This window comes from Microbacterium testaceum StLB037, from assembly GCF_008763945.1.
In the GTDB taxonomy this organism is placed as follows: Bacteria; Actinomycetota; Actinomycetes; order Actinomycetales; family Microbacteriaceae; genus Microbacterium; species Microbacterium testaceum_G.
Genome location: NZ_VTQH01000001.1, coordinates 1,542,419 through 1,554,872, shown reverse-complemented (window position 1 = coordinate 1,554,872; position 12,454 = coordinate 1,542,419). Strand labels below are relative to the sequence as shown.

Genomic DNA, 12,454 nt, shown 5'->3' with positions numbered 1-12,454 from the left:
TCTGTGGTCAGGCGAGCAGCGAGGGCGCGGCGCCCAGGAGCGAGCGGGTGTAGGGGTCGGAGGGGGCGTCGAACACGTCGGCAGCGGAGCCGAACTCGACGACACGGCCCTTGTGCATGACGGCGATCTCGTCGGAGAGGTAGCGCACCGTCTGGATGTCGTGCGAGATGAAGACCATGCCCAGGCCCAGATCGCGCTTGAGGTCGGTGAGCAGGTTGAGGATCTGCGCGCGCACCGACACGTCGAGCGCCGAGGTGGGCTCGTCGGCGACGATCACCTGCGGGTTCAGGGCGAGGGCGCGGGCGATCGCGACGCGCTGGCGCTGACCGCCCGAGAGTTGACCGGGCAGAGCGTCGAGGGCCGAGGTGGGCAGACCGACGAGACCGATCAGCTCCCTCACCCGCTTCTGTCGCTCGTTCGGGCTGCCGATGCGGTGCACCTGCATGGGATCGAGCAGCGCATCGCGCACGGTCATGCGGGCGTTCAGGGCGGTCGCGGGGTCTTGGAAGACCACCGACAGGATGCCGCCGAGCTCGCGCCGTACCCGGGTCGAGAAGTCGCGCACCGGTCGACCGGCGAACACCACCTCTCCCGAGGTCGGCTTCTCGAGGCCGATCAGCACCTTCGCGGCCGTGGACTTTCCGGAGCCGGACTCGCCCACGATGCCGAGGGTCGAGCCGCGGTGCACCGCGAGCGAGACCCCGGCGAGGGCGTCGACATAGCTCTTGCGGAACAGTCCCGACTGGCGCGTCGCGAAGCGGACGTGCACGTCTCTCAGTTCGATGACGGGATCGGTCATCGCACACCTCCTACGGGGACGACGGGCGCATCGTCGGGATGCGCGGCGTAGTAGTGGTCGGTGCCGTCGACGCGACGGCGCACGGGGGTGACGCCGCGCCCGCGCTCGGGGTTCGACGACCGCGGGGCGAACCGGTCGCCCTTCGGGAAGTCGCGCGGCGAGGGCACGGTGCCCGGCACCTGGTGCAGGCGGTCGGAGGCGGACTCGATCGAGAGCACCGATCCGAGCAGTCCCCGGGTGTACTCGTGCAGGGGCTGCACGAGCAGGTCGTGCGTGGGCGCCTGCTCGACCACCTGGCCGGCGTACATGACGGTGATGCGGTGCGCGAGCTCGGCCACCAGGGCCAGGTCGTGCGAGACGAACACCATCGCGAAGCCGAGCTCCTCGCGCAGCCGGTTGAGCAGCTCGACGACCTGCGCCTGCACCGTGACGTCGAGAGCCGTGGTCGGCTCGTCGGCGATCACGAGGCGCGGGTTGCGAGTGAGGGCCATCGCGATGAGCACGCGCTGACGCTGACCGCCCGAGAGCTCGTGCGGGTACGACGCGAGCGTGCGCTCGGGGTCGAGTCCCACCAGCCGCAGCAGGTCTTCGGCGCTACGCGTTCCGCCGCGCGAGGTGAGCTGCTTCATCTGCGAGCGGATGAGCATCGCCGGGTTCAGCGAGCTGAGCGCGTCCTGGTAGATCATCGCGATGTCGTGACCGCGCAGGGCGTTGCGCTCGCCCGGGGTCATCGTCAGCAGGTCCTTGCCGTCGAAGAGGATCTGCCCCGAGATGCGCGCCTTCGGATCGAGCAGACCCATGATCGCGAGCGACGTGATCGACTTGCCGCAGCCCGACTCGCCCACCAGCGCCATGGTCTCGCCGGGGCGGACGGTGAAGGAGACGTCGTCGACGACGTTCACGTCGCCGTGACGGGGGAATCCGATCGAGAGGCCCCGCACCTCGAGCAAGGGCGCGGCGTCGGAGTTGTACGGCATCCGCTCCCCGCGGGCGAGCTCGCGGTCGCGCAGGTCGTCGAGACGCTGAGCGAGCGATGCCGCCTGCGCCGCCGCAGCGGGTTCGAGCACGGCCTCTCGGTCGTACGCGGTGCCGTCGGCGATCCGCGCCGCACCGTCGTCGTCGCCGGTCGGGACCTCCGCCTTCTCGAGGTCGGTGGTCGCCTCGTCGGTCGAGGCGGCGTCGGCGGTGACCTTGCGCGCCTTCGGCGAGACCATGGCATCCGTCAGTCCCTCGGACACGATGTTGAGGCACAGCACCGTCAGCATGATCAGGATGCCGGGGAAGAACGTCGCCCACCACGCCCCCGCCATCAGCAGGTTGCGGCCGGCGGCGATCACGTTGCCCCAGGAGGGTTCGGGGTCGGGGACGCCCGCCTGCAGGAACGACAGCGAGGCCTCGAAGACGATCGCGTCGGCCACGAGGACGGTCGCGAACACCAGCACCGGCGCCAGGGTGTTGCGGGCGACGTGCTTGACGATGATGCGCGGAGTCGACGAGCCGATCACGCGAACGGCCGAGACGTAGTCCTCGCCGTACTGGTCGAGGATGTTGGCGCGCACGATGCGCGTCAGCTGCGGCACGTACAGGAACGCGATCGTGAGGATCAGCACCGGCAGCGAGCGACCGAACACGGCCACGAAGACCGCGGCGAGCGCGATGCCGGGGAACGACATGATGACGTCCATCACGCGCATGAGGGTCTCGGCGATGAGACGCGGAGCGGTGGCGGCGATCGTGCCGAGCACCGCGGCGGTGATCAGGGCCGCGATCGTCGCGCCCAGACCGATCGAGAGCGAGTACCGGGCTCCGTAGACCAGGCGCGAGAAGATGTCGCGGCCCTGGCGGTCGGTGCCGAACCAGTGCTCGGGTCCGGGAGGCTGCACCGCGGGGCCCGAGGCGAGCGGGTCGTACGGCGCGACGAGCGGGGCGAACACCGCGACCAGCGCGACGATCGCGATGAGGGCGAGGCAGATGGTGGTGCCGATCGGGAGGCGGCCGAACCGCAGCCCGGGGAGCGACAAGCGCTCGGTCAATGTGCGTCGCATGGGGTTACACCGCCCGGATTCGGGGATTGATGAGGACGTAGAGCAGGTCGACGACGATGTTGATGACGACGAACGCGAGGGCGACGGCCAGGGTCACGCCCTGGACGAGGTTCGGCTCGTTGTTGGTGACGCCGTTGAGGATGAGGGTTCCCATGCCGGGGATGGCGAAGATGACCTCGATCACCACGGCCCCACCCAGCAGGTAGCCGATGCGCAGACCCAGCACCGTCACGGGGGTGATGAGGGCGTTACGCAGGACGTTGCGGGCGACCACGATGACGCGGGGAATGCCGGCGCCGAGAGCGGTGCGGACGTAGTCGCGGTCGAGTTCCTCGACCATCGAGGTGCGCACGACGCGCGAGAGCTGACCGATCACGGGGATCGCGAGGGCCACGGCGGGCAGCGTCATGCGCGCGATCCATCCGCCCGGGTCGTCGAGGAAGTCGGGGAGGGGTCCGGATGCCGGCAGCAGCCGCAACTGCAGCGTGAACAGCTGGATCATGAGGATGGCCAGCCAGAACGACGGCGTGGACAGGGCCGAGACGCTGATCACGCGGATGAGCTGGTCGGGCCAGCGGTCGCGGTAGACGGCGGCGAGCACGCCGAGCAGGAACGCGAGGACGACGGCGATGGCCAGGCCGAAGAAGGTCAGCGACAGCGTCACCGGGAAGGCGCGGGCCACCTCGTCACCCACGGGCAGCGAGCGCGCGGAGTACGTGCCGAGGTCGCCGCGCAGCAGGCCGAGCAGGAACGCGACGTAGCGCACGAACAGCGGGTCGTTCAGGCCGTTGGCGGTGCGGTAGGCCTCGAGGGCCTCGGGGGAGGCGGTCTCGCCCAGCGCATTGCGCGCGGGATCGACCGGGGAGAACGACATCACGAAGAACACCAGGAACGTGATGCCGAGGATCATCAGCGGCAGCTGCAGCAGCCGGCGGCCGACGAGGCGGAGCGTGTGCGACACGGACCGCTCCTTCCTGAGCGGATGGGGTGGGGGCGCGCGGGCGGCGCACCCCCACCGGGGTTACTGGGCGGCGACGCCCACGTCGAGGAACGACAGGCCGGTCGTGGGGACCGGCTGGAAGCCGACGAGCTGCTGACCGTTCCAGGCGGTCGGGAGCTTGCGGTGGAACAGCGGGTAGAGCACGGCCTGGTCGGCGATGAGGTCGAAGGCCTTGTTCCAGGTCTGCTGCTGCTCGTCGCCGGTCTGCTGGACGGCCTGGTCGAGCAGGGTGCGCAGCTCGGCGTACTCGGGCTGGTCGGCGAAGTGCGTGCGCTTCTGCGTCCACACGTTGGCGCCGTACCACCAGTTCATCAGCAGGTCGGGGTCGTTACCGAAGACCGAGGGGTCACCGGGGGCGATCATCGCGGTGTAGTCCCCCGCGTCGACCTTCGCGTACTGCGCCGAGGACTGACCGATATCGAGCGTGACGTTGACGCCCACGGCATCCAGCGACTCCTTGATGAGGGGTGCCACCTCTTTGACCCAGCCGGTGTCGGTCGACAGCAGCGTGATCGAGAGGTTCTGCGCGCCGGCCTCGGCGAGGAGTTCCTTCGCCTTGTCGGGGTCGTAGGAGTAGACCGTCGAGGCCTCGTTGTAGTTCTTGTAGCCCTCGGGCAGGAACGACGTCGCCGCGGTGGCGTTGCCGAGCATGCCGGTCTGGATGATCTTGTCCATGTCGAGGGCGTATTGGAACGCCTGACGCACGCGGACGTCGTCGAAGGGCGCCGCCTGGGTGTTGAACATCATGAAGAGCAGACCGAAGGACTGCACGCTCTCGACGTTCGCGGTGGATGCCAGTCCGTCGGCGTCGATGTAGGGCACGTCCTCCATCGCCTGGATGGTGCCCGACGACATCGCGGTCACGCGCGCGGCCGAGTCGGAGAGCAGGTTCCAATTCATGCCGGCGGCCTTCGCGGGACGCGGGCCGTTGTAGCCGTCGTAACGGGCGAAGACGAGCTTGTCCTCCGGCACGGCCGACACGAGCGAGTAGGGGCCGGAGCCGATCGGGGTCTTGCCGAACGCCTCGGCGCCTTCGCTCTCGACGAGGGCCTTCGGCACGATCTTGACGATGCCCAGGCGCTCGTTGAGCAGCGAGAACGGGTACTTGGTGGTGATCTCGACGGTGTCGCTGTCGACGGCGGTGACGGAGTCGATGAAGTTCACGTACGAGGTGAACAGCGAGCCGTTGGCCGGGTCGAGCACGCGCTGATAGCTGTAGACGACGTCGTCGGCGGTGACGGGCTGGCCGTTCTGGAACGTCGCCCCCTCGCGCAGGTCGATGTCGTAGGTCGTGTCGTTCTTCTGCACCGGCATTTCGGCGGCGAGCGCCGCGTAGGGCTGCTTGGTGACGGGGTCGAGGTCGACGAGGCCCTCGAAGATGTGCCAGTTGGCGGCGACGGTGACGGCGCCCGAGGCGACCATCGGGTCGAAGCTGCCGTTCAGCGAGTACGAGATGCCCGCCTCGATCGTCGCGTTCGGGTCGATCGGGGCGTCGCTGGCGGTGTTCGAGGCGGTGGTGCCGCCCGCGCCGCAACCGGCGAGCGCGACGGTGGCGACGAGGGCACCGGCGACGAGCGCGGTGGCCCGGCGCGTGCGTCGGCGCAGGGGGTTTCGGAACATGGTCACTCCTGTGTGGATGGTTCGGGCGTCGTGAGGACATCTGACGTCTGACGCACTATACTCACGAATGTCGGCGAAATACAAAGCCGGATCGCGAACCGCTTCGAGCGGGGATTTCAGGGGGATGGAGCACCGAATGGTCATGGCCGACCGACAGGCGTCGCGGATGCGGCGATCCACGACAGCGGATCAGATCAAGCAATTGATCCTCACTCGGGACCTCAAGCCCGGCGACCTGCTGCCGACCGAGGCCGAGCTCTGCGAGACCCTCGGCGTCTCGCGCTCGTCGGTGCGCGAAGCCATGCGCACGCTCGCGACGCTCGACATCGTCGAGGTGCGCTACGGCCACGGCACCTTCGTCGGCGGCATGTCGCTCGACCCCATGGTCGAGGCGCTCGTCTTCCGCGGCGTGCTCTCACCCGACGGGTCGATGGACGCCCTGCGCGAGGTGGTGGAGGTGCGCGTCGCCCTCGACCTGGCCCTCGCCGAGCTCGTGGTCGAACGCGCGCACGCGGGCGACGCGGACGCCGACGCCCTCCGAGCCCTGGTCGCCGAGATGGTGCAGCGCGCCGAGAGCGGCGAGAGCTTCCTCGAGGCCGACCGCGCCTTCCACACGAAGCTCTTCGCCGCGACCGGCAACCGTCTGGCCGAGCAGCTGGTGGGGGCGTTCTGGGACGTGCACACCGCGGTGATCCCGCTTCTCGAGATCCCGATGCCCGACGACATCCGTCTGACCGCCGCCGCGCACGGCGCAATGCTCGACGCCGCTCTCGCGGGTGACGTGGAGGCCTACCGCCGCGCGGTCGTCGCCCACTACGAACCGCTGCAGCGCTCCCTCGCCAGCGAAGCGACACGCCGCTGAGCGGAGGCGCTCACGTGCGCAGGTGCGAGGCGCCGTTCAGATCGAGGACGGCTCCCGACGCCCACTGCGAACCGGGCGCACTGAGGTACACCACGGCATCCGCCACCTCTTCGGGAGTCGCGACGCGACCGAAGGGACTTTGATCCCGGATGCCGTCCCCCTCCGCCCCGGTCAGCTTCTGCTGCTGCCGGTCGGTGCCGACGAAGCCGGGGGCGACGCTCGTGACCGCGATGCCGTGGGGCGCGAGTGCGACGGCGAGAGATTGGCCCATCGCGTGCAGGCCCGCCTTCGCCGCACCGTAGGCGGGGAACTCCGGCTCGCCGCGGAAGGCCCCGCGCGAGCCGACGTTCACGATCGACCCCGGCAGGCCCCGCTCGATCAGCGAGCGCGCAACGAGGAAGGCCATGTTCGCGGGGGCTTCCAGGTCGACCTGCACCATCCGTTCCCACGTGCGGTGCCAGGTGGCGTAGTCGACGGTCGCGATCGGGTGCGAGGTCTCGGGGTTCGGGGCGATCGCGGCGTTGTTGACCAGGATGTCGATGCGTCCGAAGGTCGAGAGGACGTCGCCGACCACCCGCTCCGCCGTCGAAGGGTCGGACAGGTCGCCTCCGACGAGCTGATGCCCGCCTCCGGGGAGCAGGGCGAGCGTCTCTTCGGCGGCGGAACGGTCGTGGCCGTAGTGGACGGCCACGCGGTCGCCGCGCGCGGCGAGGGCGACGGCGATGGCCCGGCCGATCCCGCGCGAGGCGCCGGTGACGAGGGAGTGCAGCATGCCCCCATCCTCCCGGTACGAGCGTCCGGGCGGCACCGCGAAACGGCGGGCCGCCCGAACTGTCCGGGGCTCACGCACCGGGGCGATGAACCGGTCGCGTCCGGTGCGGATGACCCACGCTACGTCCGAGCGCGGGAGCGGGGGTGGGCTTGACGAGCTCCCCCGCGGGGTGCGGGGGTCGATGATCGCGAGGACACGGCCCCGCGAGGCGCGAGCCGCTCAGGCGCGCGTGAACCCGTCGAGATCGGGATCCCAGAACGCGTCGGGGTTGGCCTCGTCGTTCGGCTGCTCGACCGCGATGGCCGGCGCCTGGGGGAAGCGCTTGTGCTGACGCAGCTCGTCGGCCGCCCAGGAGAAGTCGGGCTCCTCGCCGTCCCAGGTCGCCGGGGCGCTGAGCACGTCGTTGCCGACGCCGATCACCAGCTCGGCCTCGTCTTCGGCCCCGTCGATGACGATCGGGATGCTCACGGCCTCCGCCTGCCCTTCGGCGGCGATGGACGCGGTGAGCTGCACGAGAGCCTCCGCCACGTCGTCGGTGGTGGTGACGGTCTCGCCGGCATAGGTCACACTGCGCATTCAGCGATGATGGCGTCTCGGCGGCGAAACCGGGTGCCGGTTGCCCCGAGAGCCCGGCTCCGATAGGGGCCCGCGTGTCGGGGGTGCGCGTTAGGGTCCGATGAGCGAGCGGAGAGGACCACCATCATGGCCGAGGCCCCCGAACTGACAGTTGACGACGCCGCCGGATGGCGGTCGTGGCTCGACGCCCACGAAGACTCCAGCGACGGCGTCTGGCTCGTCCTGGCGAAGAAGGGCACGATCTCGCCCACCACCCTCACGTACGCCCAGGCCCTCGACGAGGCTCTCTGCAGCGGGTGGATCGACGGACGGAAACAGTCTCGGGATGCCGGCACCTTCCGGCAGCACTTCACCCCGCGCCGCGCGCGATCGATGTGGTCGAAGCGCAACGTCGAGCACGTCGCCCGCCTGATCGACGAGGGACGCATGCGCGAACGCGGCGCCGAGGAGGTCGCGCGCGCTCAGGCGGACGGCCGGTGGGAGCGCGCCTACGCGGGGTCGGCGGACATCGAGGTTCCGGACGATCTGCGCGGCGCGCTCGACGCCGTGCCCGCCGCGGCGCGCGCCTTCGAGGCCCTGACCCAGGCCGAGCGGTACTCGGTGCTGCACCCCGTCGTCACGGCGGCGACCCCGGCCACCCGTGCCGCGCGGATCGCGCGGCACGTCGAACGCCTCGCCGCGGGATCAGCTCCCCCGGCCCCCGAGGAGTGATCGGCACGGAGAATGGGCTCATGCGCGCGCGACGTCTCTTCGGCCTGGCCGCCGCGGCATCCCTCCTCCTCGGGCTGACCGCCTGTGCGGCACCGGCGGTCGAACCGGCCCCCACCGCCACCGGGCCCGTCGTGGCGTTCTACGGCGACTCGTATACGCGCGGCACGGGCGCGAGCGCGACCGACAAGCGGTGGTCGAGCATCGTCTCGGCCGAGCGCGGCTGGCAGGAGATCAACCGCAGCGAGAACGGCCTCGGCTTCGTCAACCGCCGCGCGTCGATGGGCCCCGGCCTCGACGACATCCCGGCCCAGATCATCGCCGACGACCCCGACCTGGTGTTCGTGACCATGGGTCTGAACGACAACTTCAGCTACGACCGCGCGGCCGACCGCATCCGCGAGACCATCGACAGCGACCTTCAGCGGCTGCGCGAGGGGCTCCCCGACGCGCGGATCGTCGTCGTCGAGCCGTTCTGGTACACCGCCGACCGCCCGGGGTCGGTCGACGTCATCGCGGGGTGGGTCGAAGACGCCGCCGCGCGCATCGGTGCCGACCACATCGCCGGCGCCAGCCACTGGCTCGACGGGCACTACTCCGACTCCGCCGACAGCTGGATGGCCAGCGACGGCCTGCACCCGAACGACACCGGGTACGCGTACCTGGCAGAGCGGATGGATGCCGCGCTGGGCGCCCTCGACCCGCCGCTATGACGACAGGGCTCGTGGGGCTCGACGCCGACCGAGAGCCCAGACGGCCGCCGCGGCCAGCAGGAGGAGCAGCAGGATGCCGACGACGTGCAGCGCGAGGGAGGCGAACCCGCGCTCGGGGAGCAGGAATCCGTAGGGGACCCATCCGTCCGTCGCTCCGCGCACGAGGACGACGGTGATCCAGACCAGCGGGTACGGCAGTACCCACCAGAGGTGCCGCCACGCGAGTCGGGGACGGTCGGGAGCGGTCGCGATGTCGAGGACGACGAGCACGGGGAACACGACGTGCAGCACCGCGCTCACCCACGGCGGAGCCGACCCCGTGCCGGGGACGAGCCCGTTGTAGACCACGGCGACCACGATCAGGCACGCCGCGCCGATCGCCCATGCGAGCGAGAGTCCGAACGGGACGCGGCGATCCGCCAGACCGAGTCCGCCGACCGCGATCACCACGAGCGCCGTCAGACTGCTCGTCTGGTTCGTGAAGTACCCGAAGAAGTCGAAGGGGTTGGTATCGCCCGCCGCGATCCGCAATGCATAGGCGAACAGCACGACGGCGAGGACCACCGCGCCCGCTGTCAGACGCGCGAGGTCGCGCAGGCGTCGGCGGGCGGGGCGGGAGGGCACCCCGCGACGCTACCGCGTCCTCTGCGGCAGCGGACCCGCGTCAGCTCTCGCCCGCGGTCCGCGCGCGGAACCACACGGTGAGTTCGCGCACGGCGCGGATGCTCGCGTCTTCATCGTCGGCCTCGAGGTCGTCGAAGGTGTCGCGGAAGCCCTCGGGCGCGGGGGTCGTGGGAACACCGATCGGCTCGTACCCCATCGTCCACTCCGTGAAGCGGCGCTCGCCGATGGGCTCCGACAGCAACACGCGCACGCCCGTGTGCCGTGGGTCGCGACGGATCTTCGTCATGAGCTCGTCCACGGCATCCTGAGGCCCCTCCAGCACCTGGAAGAAGCGCCCGCGGCGATACAGCAGCATGCCGGTGAGGTCGTGCTCGTGGTTCGAGCGACGGCTCTGCGCGAGGAGGTCGTTCAGTCGATCGTCGTCGAACGGCTCGGAGGCGGCGCTCACGTACGAGATGGAGAGGAGGTCGGAGGTCATGCGTTTCTCTCGCCGTCGATCGAGCGGGGCGCGGGGACCCGCACCTCGCGGAGCGTGATCTCCGCCTCTTGCGGGGGCTGACCGTTCGTGACGGCGGCCATGGCGGCGGTCAACGCCTCGAAACGGCCGACCAGGCGCGAACGGCCGTCGTAGGCCAGGAAGGCCCCGCCGGGCTGACGGTCGATGTATCCGAGGAACACACCGCTTTTACTGCCGACGTGGAAGCCGTCTTCGACGCGAGCCCAGACGACTCCGGCGCCGGGGCGGTCGTGAGACACCATGGTCGCCCCTCTTTCTACCCGGGATGGAAACGGGCGAGAGTGACCGTACCCCGCCCCTCCGACATGCGGCCGCCCTTGACAGATCGCTCGACGCGATAGACCCGACCGCACGCGCTCCGACTCAGCCGAGAGCGAGAAGGATCTGCGCGGTATCGTCGGTGCCGCTCGCCTCGGCGATCCGGCCGCGCTCGAGGCGGTACATGGCGAAGGACGCGATGTTCACCCTCCGACGAGTCGGGCTCACGTGGCCGAACGAGCCCGTGTGCGATCCCCCGCCTCGCAGGTGCACCGCCAGACGGTCGTCCTCGACGACCAGCTGGATGCGTTTCCACTGCCAATCCGGAAAACCACGCCACAGCTCGGCGAGGTCCGCGATCCAGGCCTCCGCGCCCGCGGGAAGGTGCGCACGACGCACGGCCGGGTGCAGCAGCCCACGGACGGCTCCGAGATCGTGGCGGTTGAGCGCCTCGAGGTAGTCGGCGAACCACTCGCGCGTCTCCCAGACCTCCATGGCTCCATTATCGACGGGCCACGGTGCCGCGGTCCCGCCTGAGAGCCCCAGCGATGTCCGCACGAACCTGAGTGCCGAAGGTGCAGCCAGGGAACGGACGGAAGAGGGTGGACGAGTCCGCGGCATCCCGTCCCCCTTCCTCCTGTATCGATCAGCGCACCCGGATCCGCGGACTCGCCAGGACAGCACCGATTCCGATCACGGCGAGCAGGGAGACGAGCCCGGTCAGCAGATACGTCGCACCACCCGCTGCACCCACGAGACCGGTGGCGACCAGCGGCGCGAAGCCCGCGGCGATGGTCGCTGCCAGCTGGTAGGAGACGCCGACGCCGGTGAACCGGTTGCGCACGGGGAACAGATCGGCCATGTACGCGGCGAGAGGCCCCGTGATCATCGCATTCCCGATCGGCTGAAGAATGATGAACGCCAGGAGCACCGCACCCAGGTTCGCCTGCGAGAGCAGGCCGAAGGCGGCCCAGACCAGCACGCCGGTGACGATGAAGCCGATGACCATCATCCGCACTCGCCCGAACCGGTCCGAGAGGACGGCGAAGAAGAGCGTCGCGAAGATGGTGAGGGCGTTGCTGATGGTCAGCATCCACAGGGCAGGAGCCTGCGCGTTTCCGTGACCGATCGCGTACTGCAGACCGAACGTCGAGGTAACCGACTGCAGGAAGAACGGCGACAACGCCGTCAGCACGACGAGCAGCACGCTCAGGCCGTTCTGCGAGAACGTCGACAGGAGCGGGACGCGAGCCGTGCCCTCCGAGCGTTCGGTGGCGGCGAACTCCGGCGACTCCTTGACACCGAGGCGCACCAGGATCGCCACGATGACCAACACGGCGGAGGCGAGGAAGGGGATGCGCCATCCCCACGCGATCAGTACGTCCTGCGGCATGAGCGAGACCAGGGCGAACGTGAGCGTGGCCAGCACGGCACCGCTCGGTCCCCCGCTCTGCACCACAGCGCCGGCGAATCCACGCTTCTTCGCCTGGGCGTGCTCGATGGACATCAGGCTCGCTCCGGCCCATTCCCCACCGACGGCGAAGCCCTGCACGACGCGCAGGGTGACCAGAAGCACGGCCGCGAAGCCGCCGATGCTCGCAGATCCGGGGATGAGGCCGATGCCGATGGAGGCGATGCCCATGATGATCATCGTGACGACGAGCATCTGACGGCGACCGAGCCGGTCGCCGAAGTGCCCGAACACGATCGCACCGATGGGTCGCGCGACGTACCCGGCGGCGAGGGTCACGTACGACAGCACCACCCCGAGCGCCGGATCGATGCCGGAGAAGAACACCGCGGGGAAGACGATGGCGGATGCCGTGGAGTAGATGACGAAGTCGTAGAACTCCAGCGTGGCGCCGAGGTAACTGCCGAGTGAGGCGCGGCGGGCGTCACGCGGGTTCTTCGCGACGTCCGTCTGGACGGTGGCCGGTGCAGATGACATAGCTCTCCTTCG

The 12,454-nt window shown here is 69.9% G+C and carries 14 protein-coding genes; 3 read left to right on the top strand and 11 right to left on the bottom strand.

Annotated elements, in window-relative coordinates; genetic code table 11:
- Positions 1 to 7 precede the first annotated feature (7 nt).
- From F9B98_RS07290 to F9B98_RS07275, 4 genes are all read right to left on the bottom strand, one after another.
- Entirely contained in the window at positions 8 to 799 is a 792-nt protein-coding gene (locus F9B98_RS07290) for an ABC transporter ATP-binding protein (RefSeq protein ID WP_150954922.1), read from the bottom strand.
- Positions 796 to 2,844: a dipeptide/oligopeptide/nickel ABC transporter permease/ATP-binding protein gene (locus F9B98_RS07285; RefSeq protein WP_150954919.1), complete on the bottom strand. Its 2,049-nt coding sequence runs from the start codon at positions 2,842 to 2,844 to the stop codon at positions 796 to 798. The genes F9B98_RS07290 and F9B98_RS07285 overlap by 4 nt, the downstream gene beginning before the upstream one ends.
- Before the next feature lie 4 nt (positions 2,845 to 2,848).
- Complete coding sequence (locus F9B98_RS07280) at positions 2,849 to 3,754, bottom strand: ABC transporter permease (RefSeq protein ID WP_412177033.1); 906 nt, start codon at positions 3,752 to 3,754, stop codon at positions 2,849 to 2,851.
- Positions 3,755 to 3,865: 111 nt separating this feature from the next.
- The gene (locus F9B98_RS07275) at positions 3,866 to 5,464 is read right to left on the bottom strand and encodes an ABC transporter substrate-binding protein (RefSeq protein ID WP_150954913.1); all 1,599 of its coding nucleotides are present in this window, start codon (positions 5,462 to 5,464) and stop codon (positions 3,866 to 3,868) included.
- A 142-nt stretch (positions 5,465 to 5,606) separates the two neighbouring features.
- Here F9B98_RS07275 and F9B98_RS07270 point away from each other — a divergent pair, with 142 nt between their 5' ends.
- Positions 5,607 to 6,326 carry a FadR/GntR family transcriptional regulator gene (locus tag F9B98_RS07270; protein ID WP_225310253.1) on the top strand — a complete coding sequence of 240 codons (720 nt, stop codon included), beginning with the start codon at positions 5,607 to 5,609 and terminating at the stop codon, positions 6,324 to 6,326.
- Between the two features lie 10 nt (positions 6,327 to 6,336).
- Here the strand turns inward: F9B98_RS07270 and F9B98_RS07265 are convergent, their stop codons facing one another.
- Both F9B98_RS07265 and F9B98_RS07260 read right to left on the bottom strand, forming a co-directional pair.
- Entirely contained in the window at positions 6,337 to 7,098 is a 762-nt protein-coding gene (locus F9B98_RS07265; protein WP_150954911.1) for an SDR family NAD(P)-dependent oxidoreductase, read from the bottom strand.
- Positions 7,099 to 7,317: 219 nt separating this feature from the next.
- A complete protein-coding gene (locus F9B98_RS07260) occupies positions 7,318 to 7,674 on the bottom strand; it encodes a hypothetical protein (RefSeq protein ID WP_150954908.1) in 357 nt (118 codons plus the stop codon).
- A 126-nt stretch (positions 7,675 to 7,800) separates the two neighbouring features.
- Between F9B98_RS07260 and F9B98_RS07255 the strand changes: the two genes are divergently transcribed.
- Together F9B98_RS07255 and F9B98_RS07250 are read left to right on the top strand one after the other, a co-directional pair.
- Positions 7,801 to 8,385 carry a YdeI/OmpD-associated family protein gene (locus F9B98_RS07255; RefSeq protein WP_150954904.1) on the top strand — a complete coding sequence of 195 codons (585 nt, stop codon included), beginning with the start codon at positions 7,801 to 7,803 and terminating at the stop codon, positions 8,383 to 8,385.
- A gap of 20 nt (positions 8,386 to 8,405) precedes the next feature.
- Positions 8,406 to 9,095 carry an SGNH/GDSL hydrolase family protein gene (locus F9B98_RS07250; protein ID WP_150954902.1) on the top strand — a complete coding sequence of 230 codons (690 nt, stop codon included), beginning with the start codon at positions 8,406 to 8,408 and terminating at the stop codon, positions 9,093 to 9,095.
- On the opposite strand, the gene F9B98_RS07245 is transcribed toward F9B98_RS07250, so the two are convergent.
- The 5 genes from F9B98_RS07245 to F9B98_RS07225 all read right to left on the bottom strand — a co-directional run bounded on the left by F9B98_RS07245 (position 9,090) and on the right by F9B98_RS07225 (position 12,442).
- The gene (locus tag F9B98_RS07245) at positions 9,090 to 9,719 is read right to left on the bottom strand and encodes a Pr6Pr family membrane protein (RefSeq protein WP_150954899.1); all 630 of its coding nucleotides are present in this window, start codon (positions 9,717 to 9,719) and stop codon (positions 9,090 to 9,092) included. The genes F9B98_RS07250 and F9B98_RS07245 overlap by 6 nt on opposite strands.
- Before the next feature lie 40 nt (positions 9,720 to 9,759).
- Complete coding sequence (locus F9B98_RS07240; RefSeq protein WP_150954896.1) at positions 9,760 to 10,197, bottom strand: BLUF domain-containing protein; 438 nt, start codon at positions 10,195 to 10,197, stop codon at positions 9,760 to 9,762.
- A complete protein-coding gene (locus F9B98_RS07235) occupies positions 10,194 to 10,478 on the bottom strand; it encodes a hypothetical protein (RefSeq protein ID WP_191966708.1) in 285 nt (94 codons plus the stop codon). The genes F9B98_RS07240 and F9B98_RS07235 overlap by 4 nt, the downstream gene beginning before the upstream one ends.
- A 121-nt stretch (positions 10,479 to 10,599) precedes the next feature.
- Entirely contained in the window at positions 10,600 to 10,989 is a 390-nt protein-coding gene (locus F9B98_RS07230; RefSeq protein WP_150954893.1) for an ester cyclase, read from the bottom strand.
- A gap of 151 nt (positions 10,990 to 11,140) precedes the next feature.
- Positions 11,141 to 12,442, bottom strand: a complete 1,302-nt coding sequence (locus F9B98_RS07225) for an MFS transporter (RefSeq protein ID WP_150954890.1) — start codon at positions 12,440 to 12,442, stop codon at positions 11,141 to 11,143.
- Positions 12,443 to 12,454: the final 12 nt, after the last annotated feature.

Coding starts and splice junctions, on each gene's coding strand:
- F9B98_RS07255 (WP_150954904.1), top strand. CDS start 7,801: ATGGCCGAGGCCCCCGAACTGACAGTTGACGACGCCGCCGGATGGCGG.
- F9B98_RS07240 (WP_150954896.1), bottom strand. CDS start 10,197: ATGACCTCCGACCTCCTCTCCATCTCGTACGTGAGCGCCGCCTCCGAG.
- F9B98_RS07230 (WP_150954893.1), bottom strand. CDS start 10,989: ATGGAGGTCTGGGAGACGCGCGAGTGGTTCGCCGACTACCTCGAGGCG.
- F9B98_RS07280 (WP_412177033.1), bottom strand. CDS start 3,754: ATGATCCTCGGCATCACGTTCCTGGTGTTCTTCGTGATGTCGTTCTCC.
- F9B98_RS07290 (WP_150954922.1), bottom strand. CDS start 799: ATGACCGATCCCGTCATCGAACTGAGAGACGTGCACGTCCGCTTCGCG.
- F9B98_RS07270 (WP_225310253.1), top strand. CDS start 5,607: ATGGCCGACCGACAGGCGTCGCGGATGCGGCGATCCACGACAGCGGAT.
- F9B98_RS07260 (WP_150954908.1), bottom strand. CDS start 7,674: ATGCGCAGTGTGACCTATGCCGGCGAGACCGTCACCACCACCGACGAC.
- F9B98_RS07285 (WP_150954919.1), bottom strand. CDS start 2,844: ATGCGACGCACATTGACCGAGCGCTTGTCGCTCCCCGGGCTGCGGTTC.
- F9B98_RS07265 (WP_150954911.1), bottom strand. CDS start 7,098: ATGCTGCACTCCCTCGTCACCGGCGCCTCGCGCGGGATCGGCCGGGCC.
- F9B98_RS07275 (WP_150954913.1), bottom strand. CDS start 5,464: ATGTTCCGAAACCCCCTGCGCCGACGCACGCGCCGGGCCACCGCGCTC.
- F9B98_RS07250 (WP_150954902.1), top strand. CDS start 8,406: ATGCGCGCGCGACGTCTCTTCGGCCTGGCCGCCGCGGCATCCCTCCTC.
- F9B98_RS07225 (WP_150954890.1), bottom strand. CDS start 12,442: ATGTCATCTGCACCGGCCACCGTCCAGACGGACGTCGCGAAGAACCCG.
- F9B98_RS07235 (WP_191966708.1), bottom strand. CDS start 10,478: ATGGTGTCTCACGACCGCCCCGGCGCCGGAGTCGTCTGGGCTCGCGTC.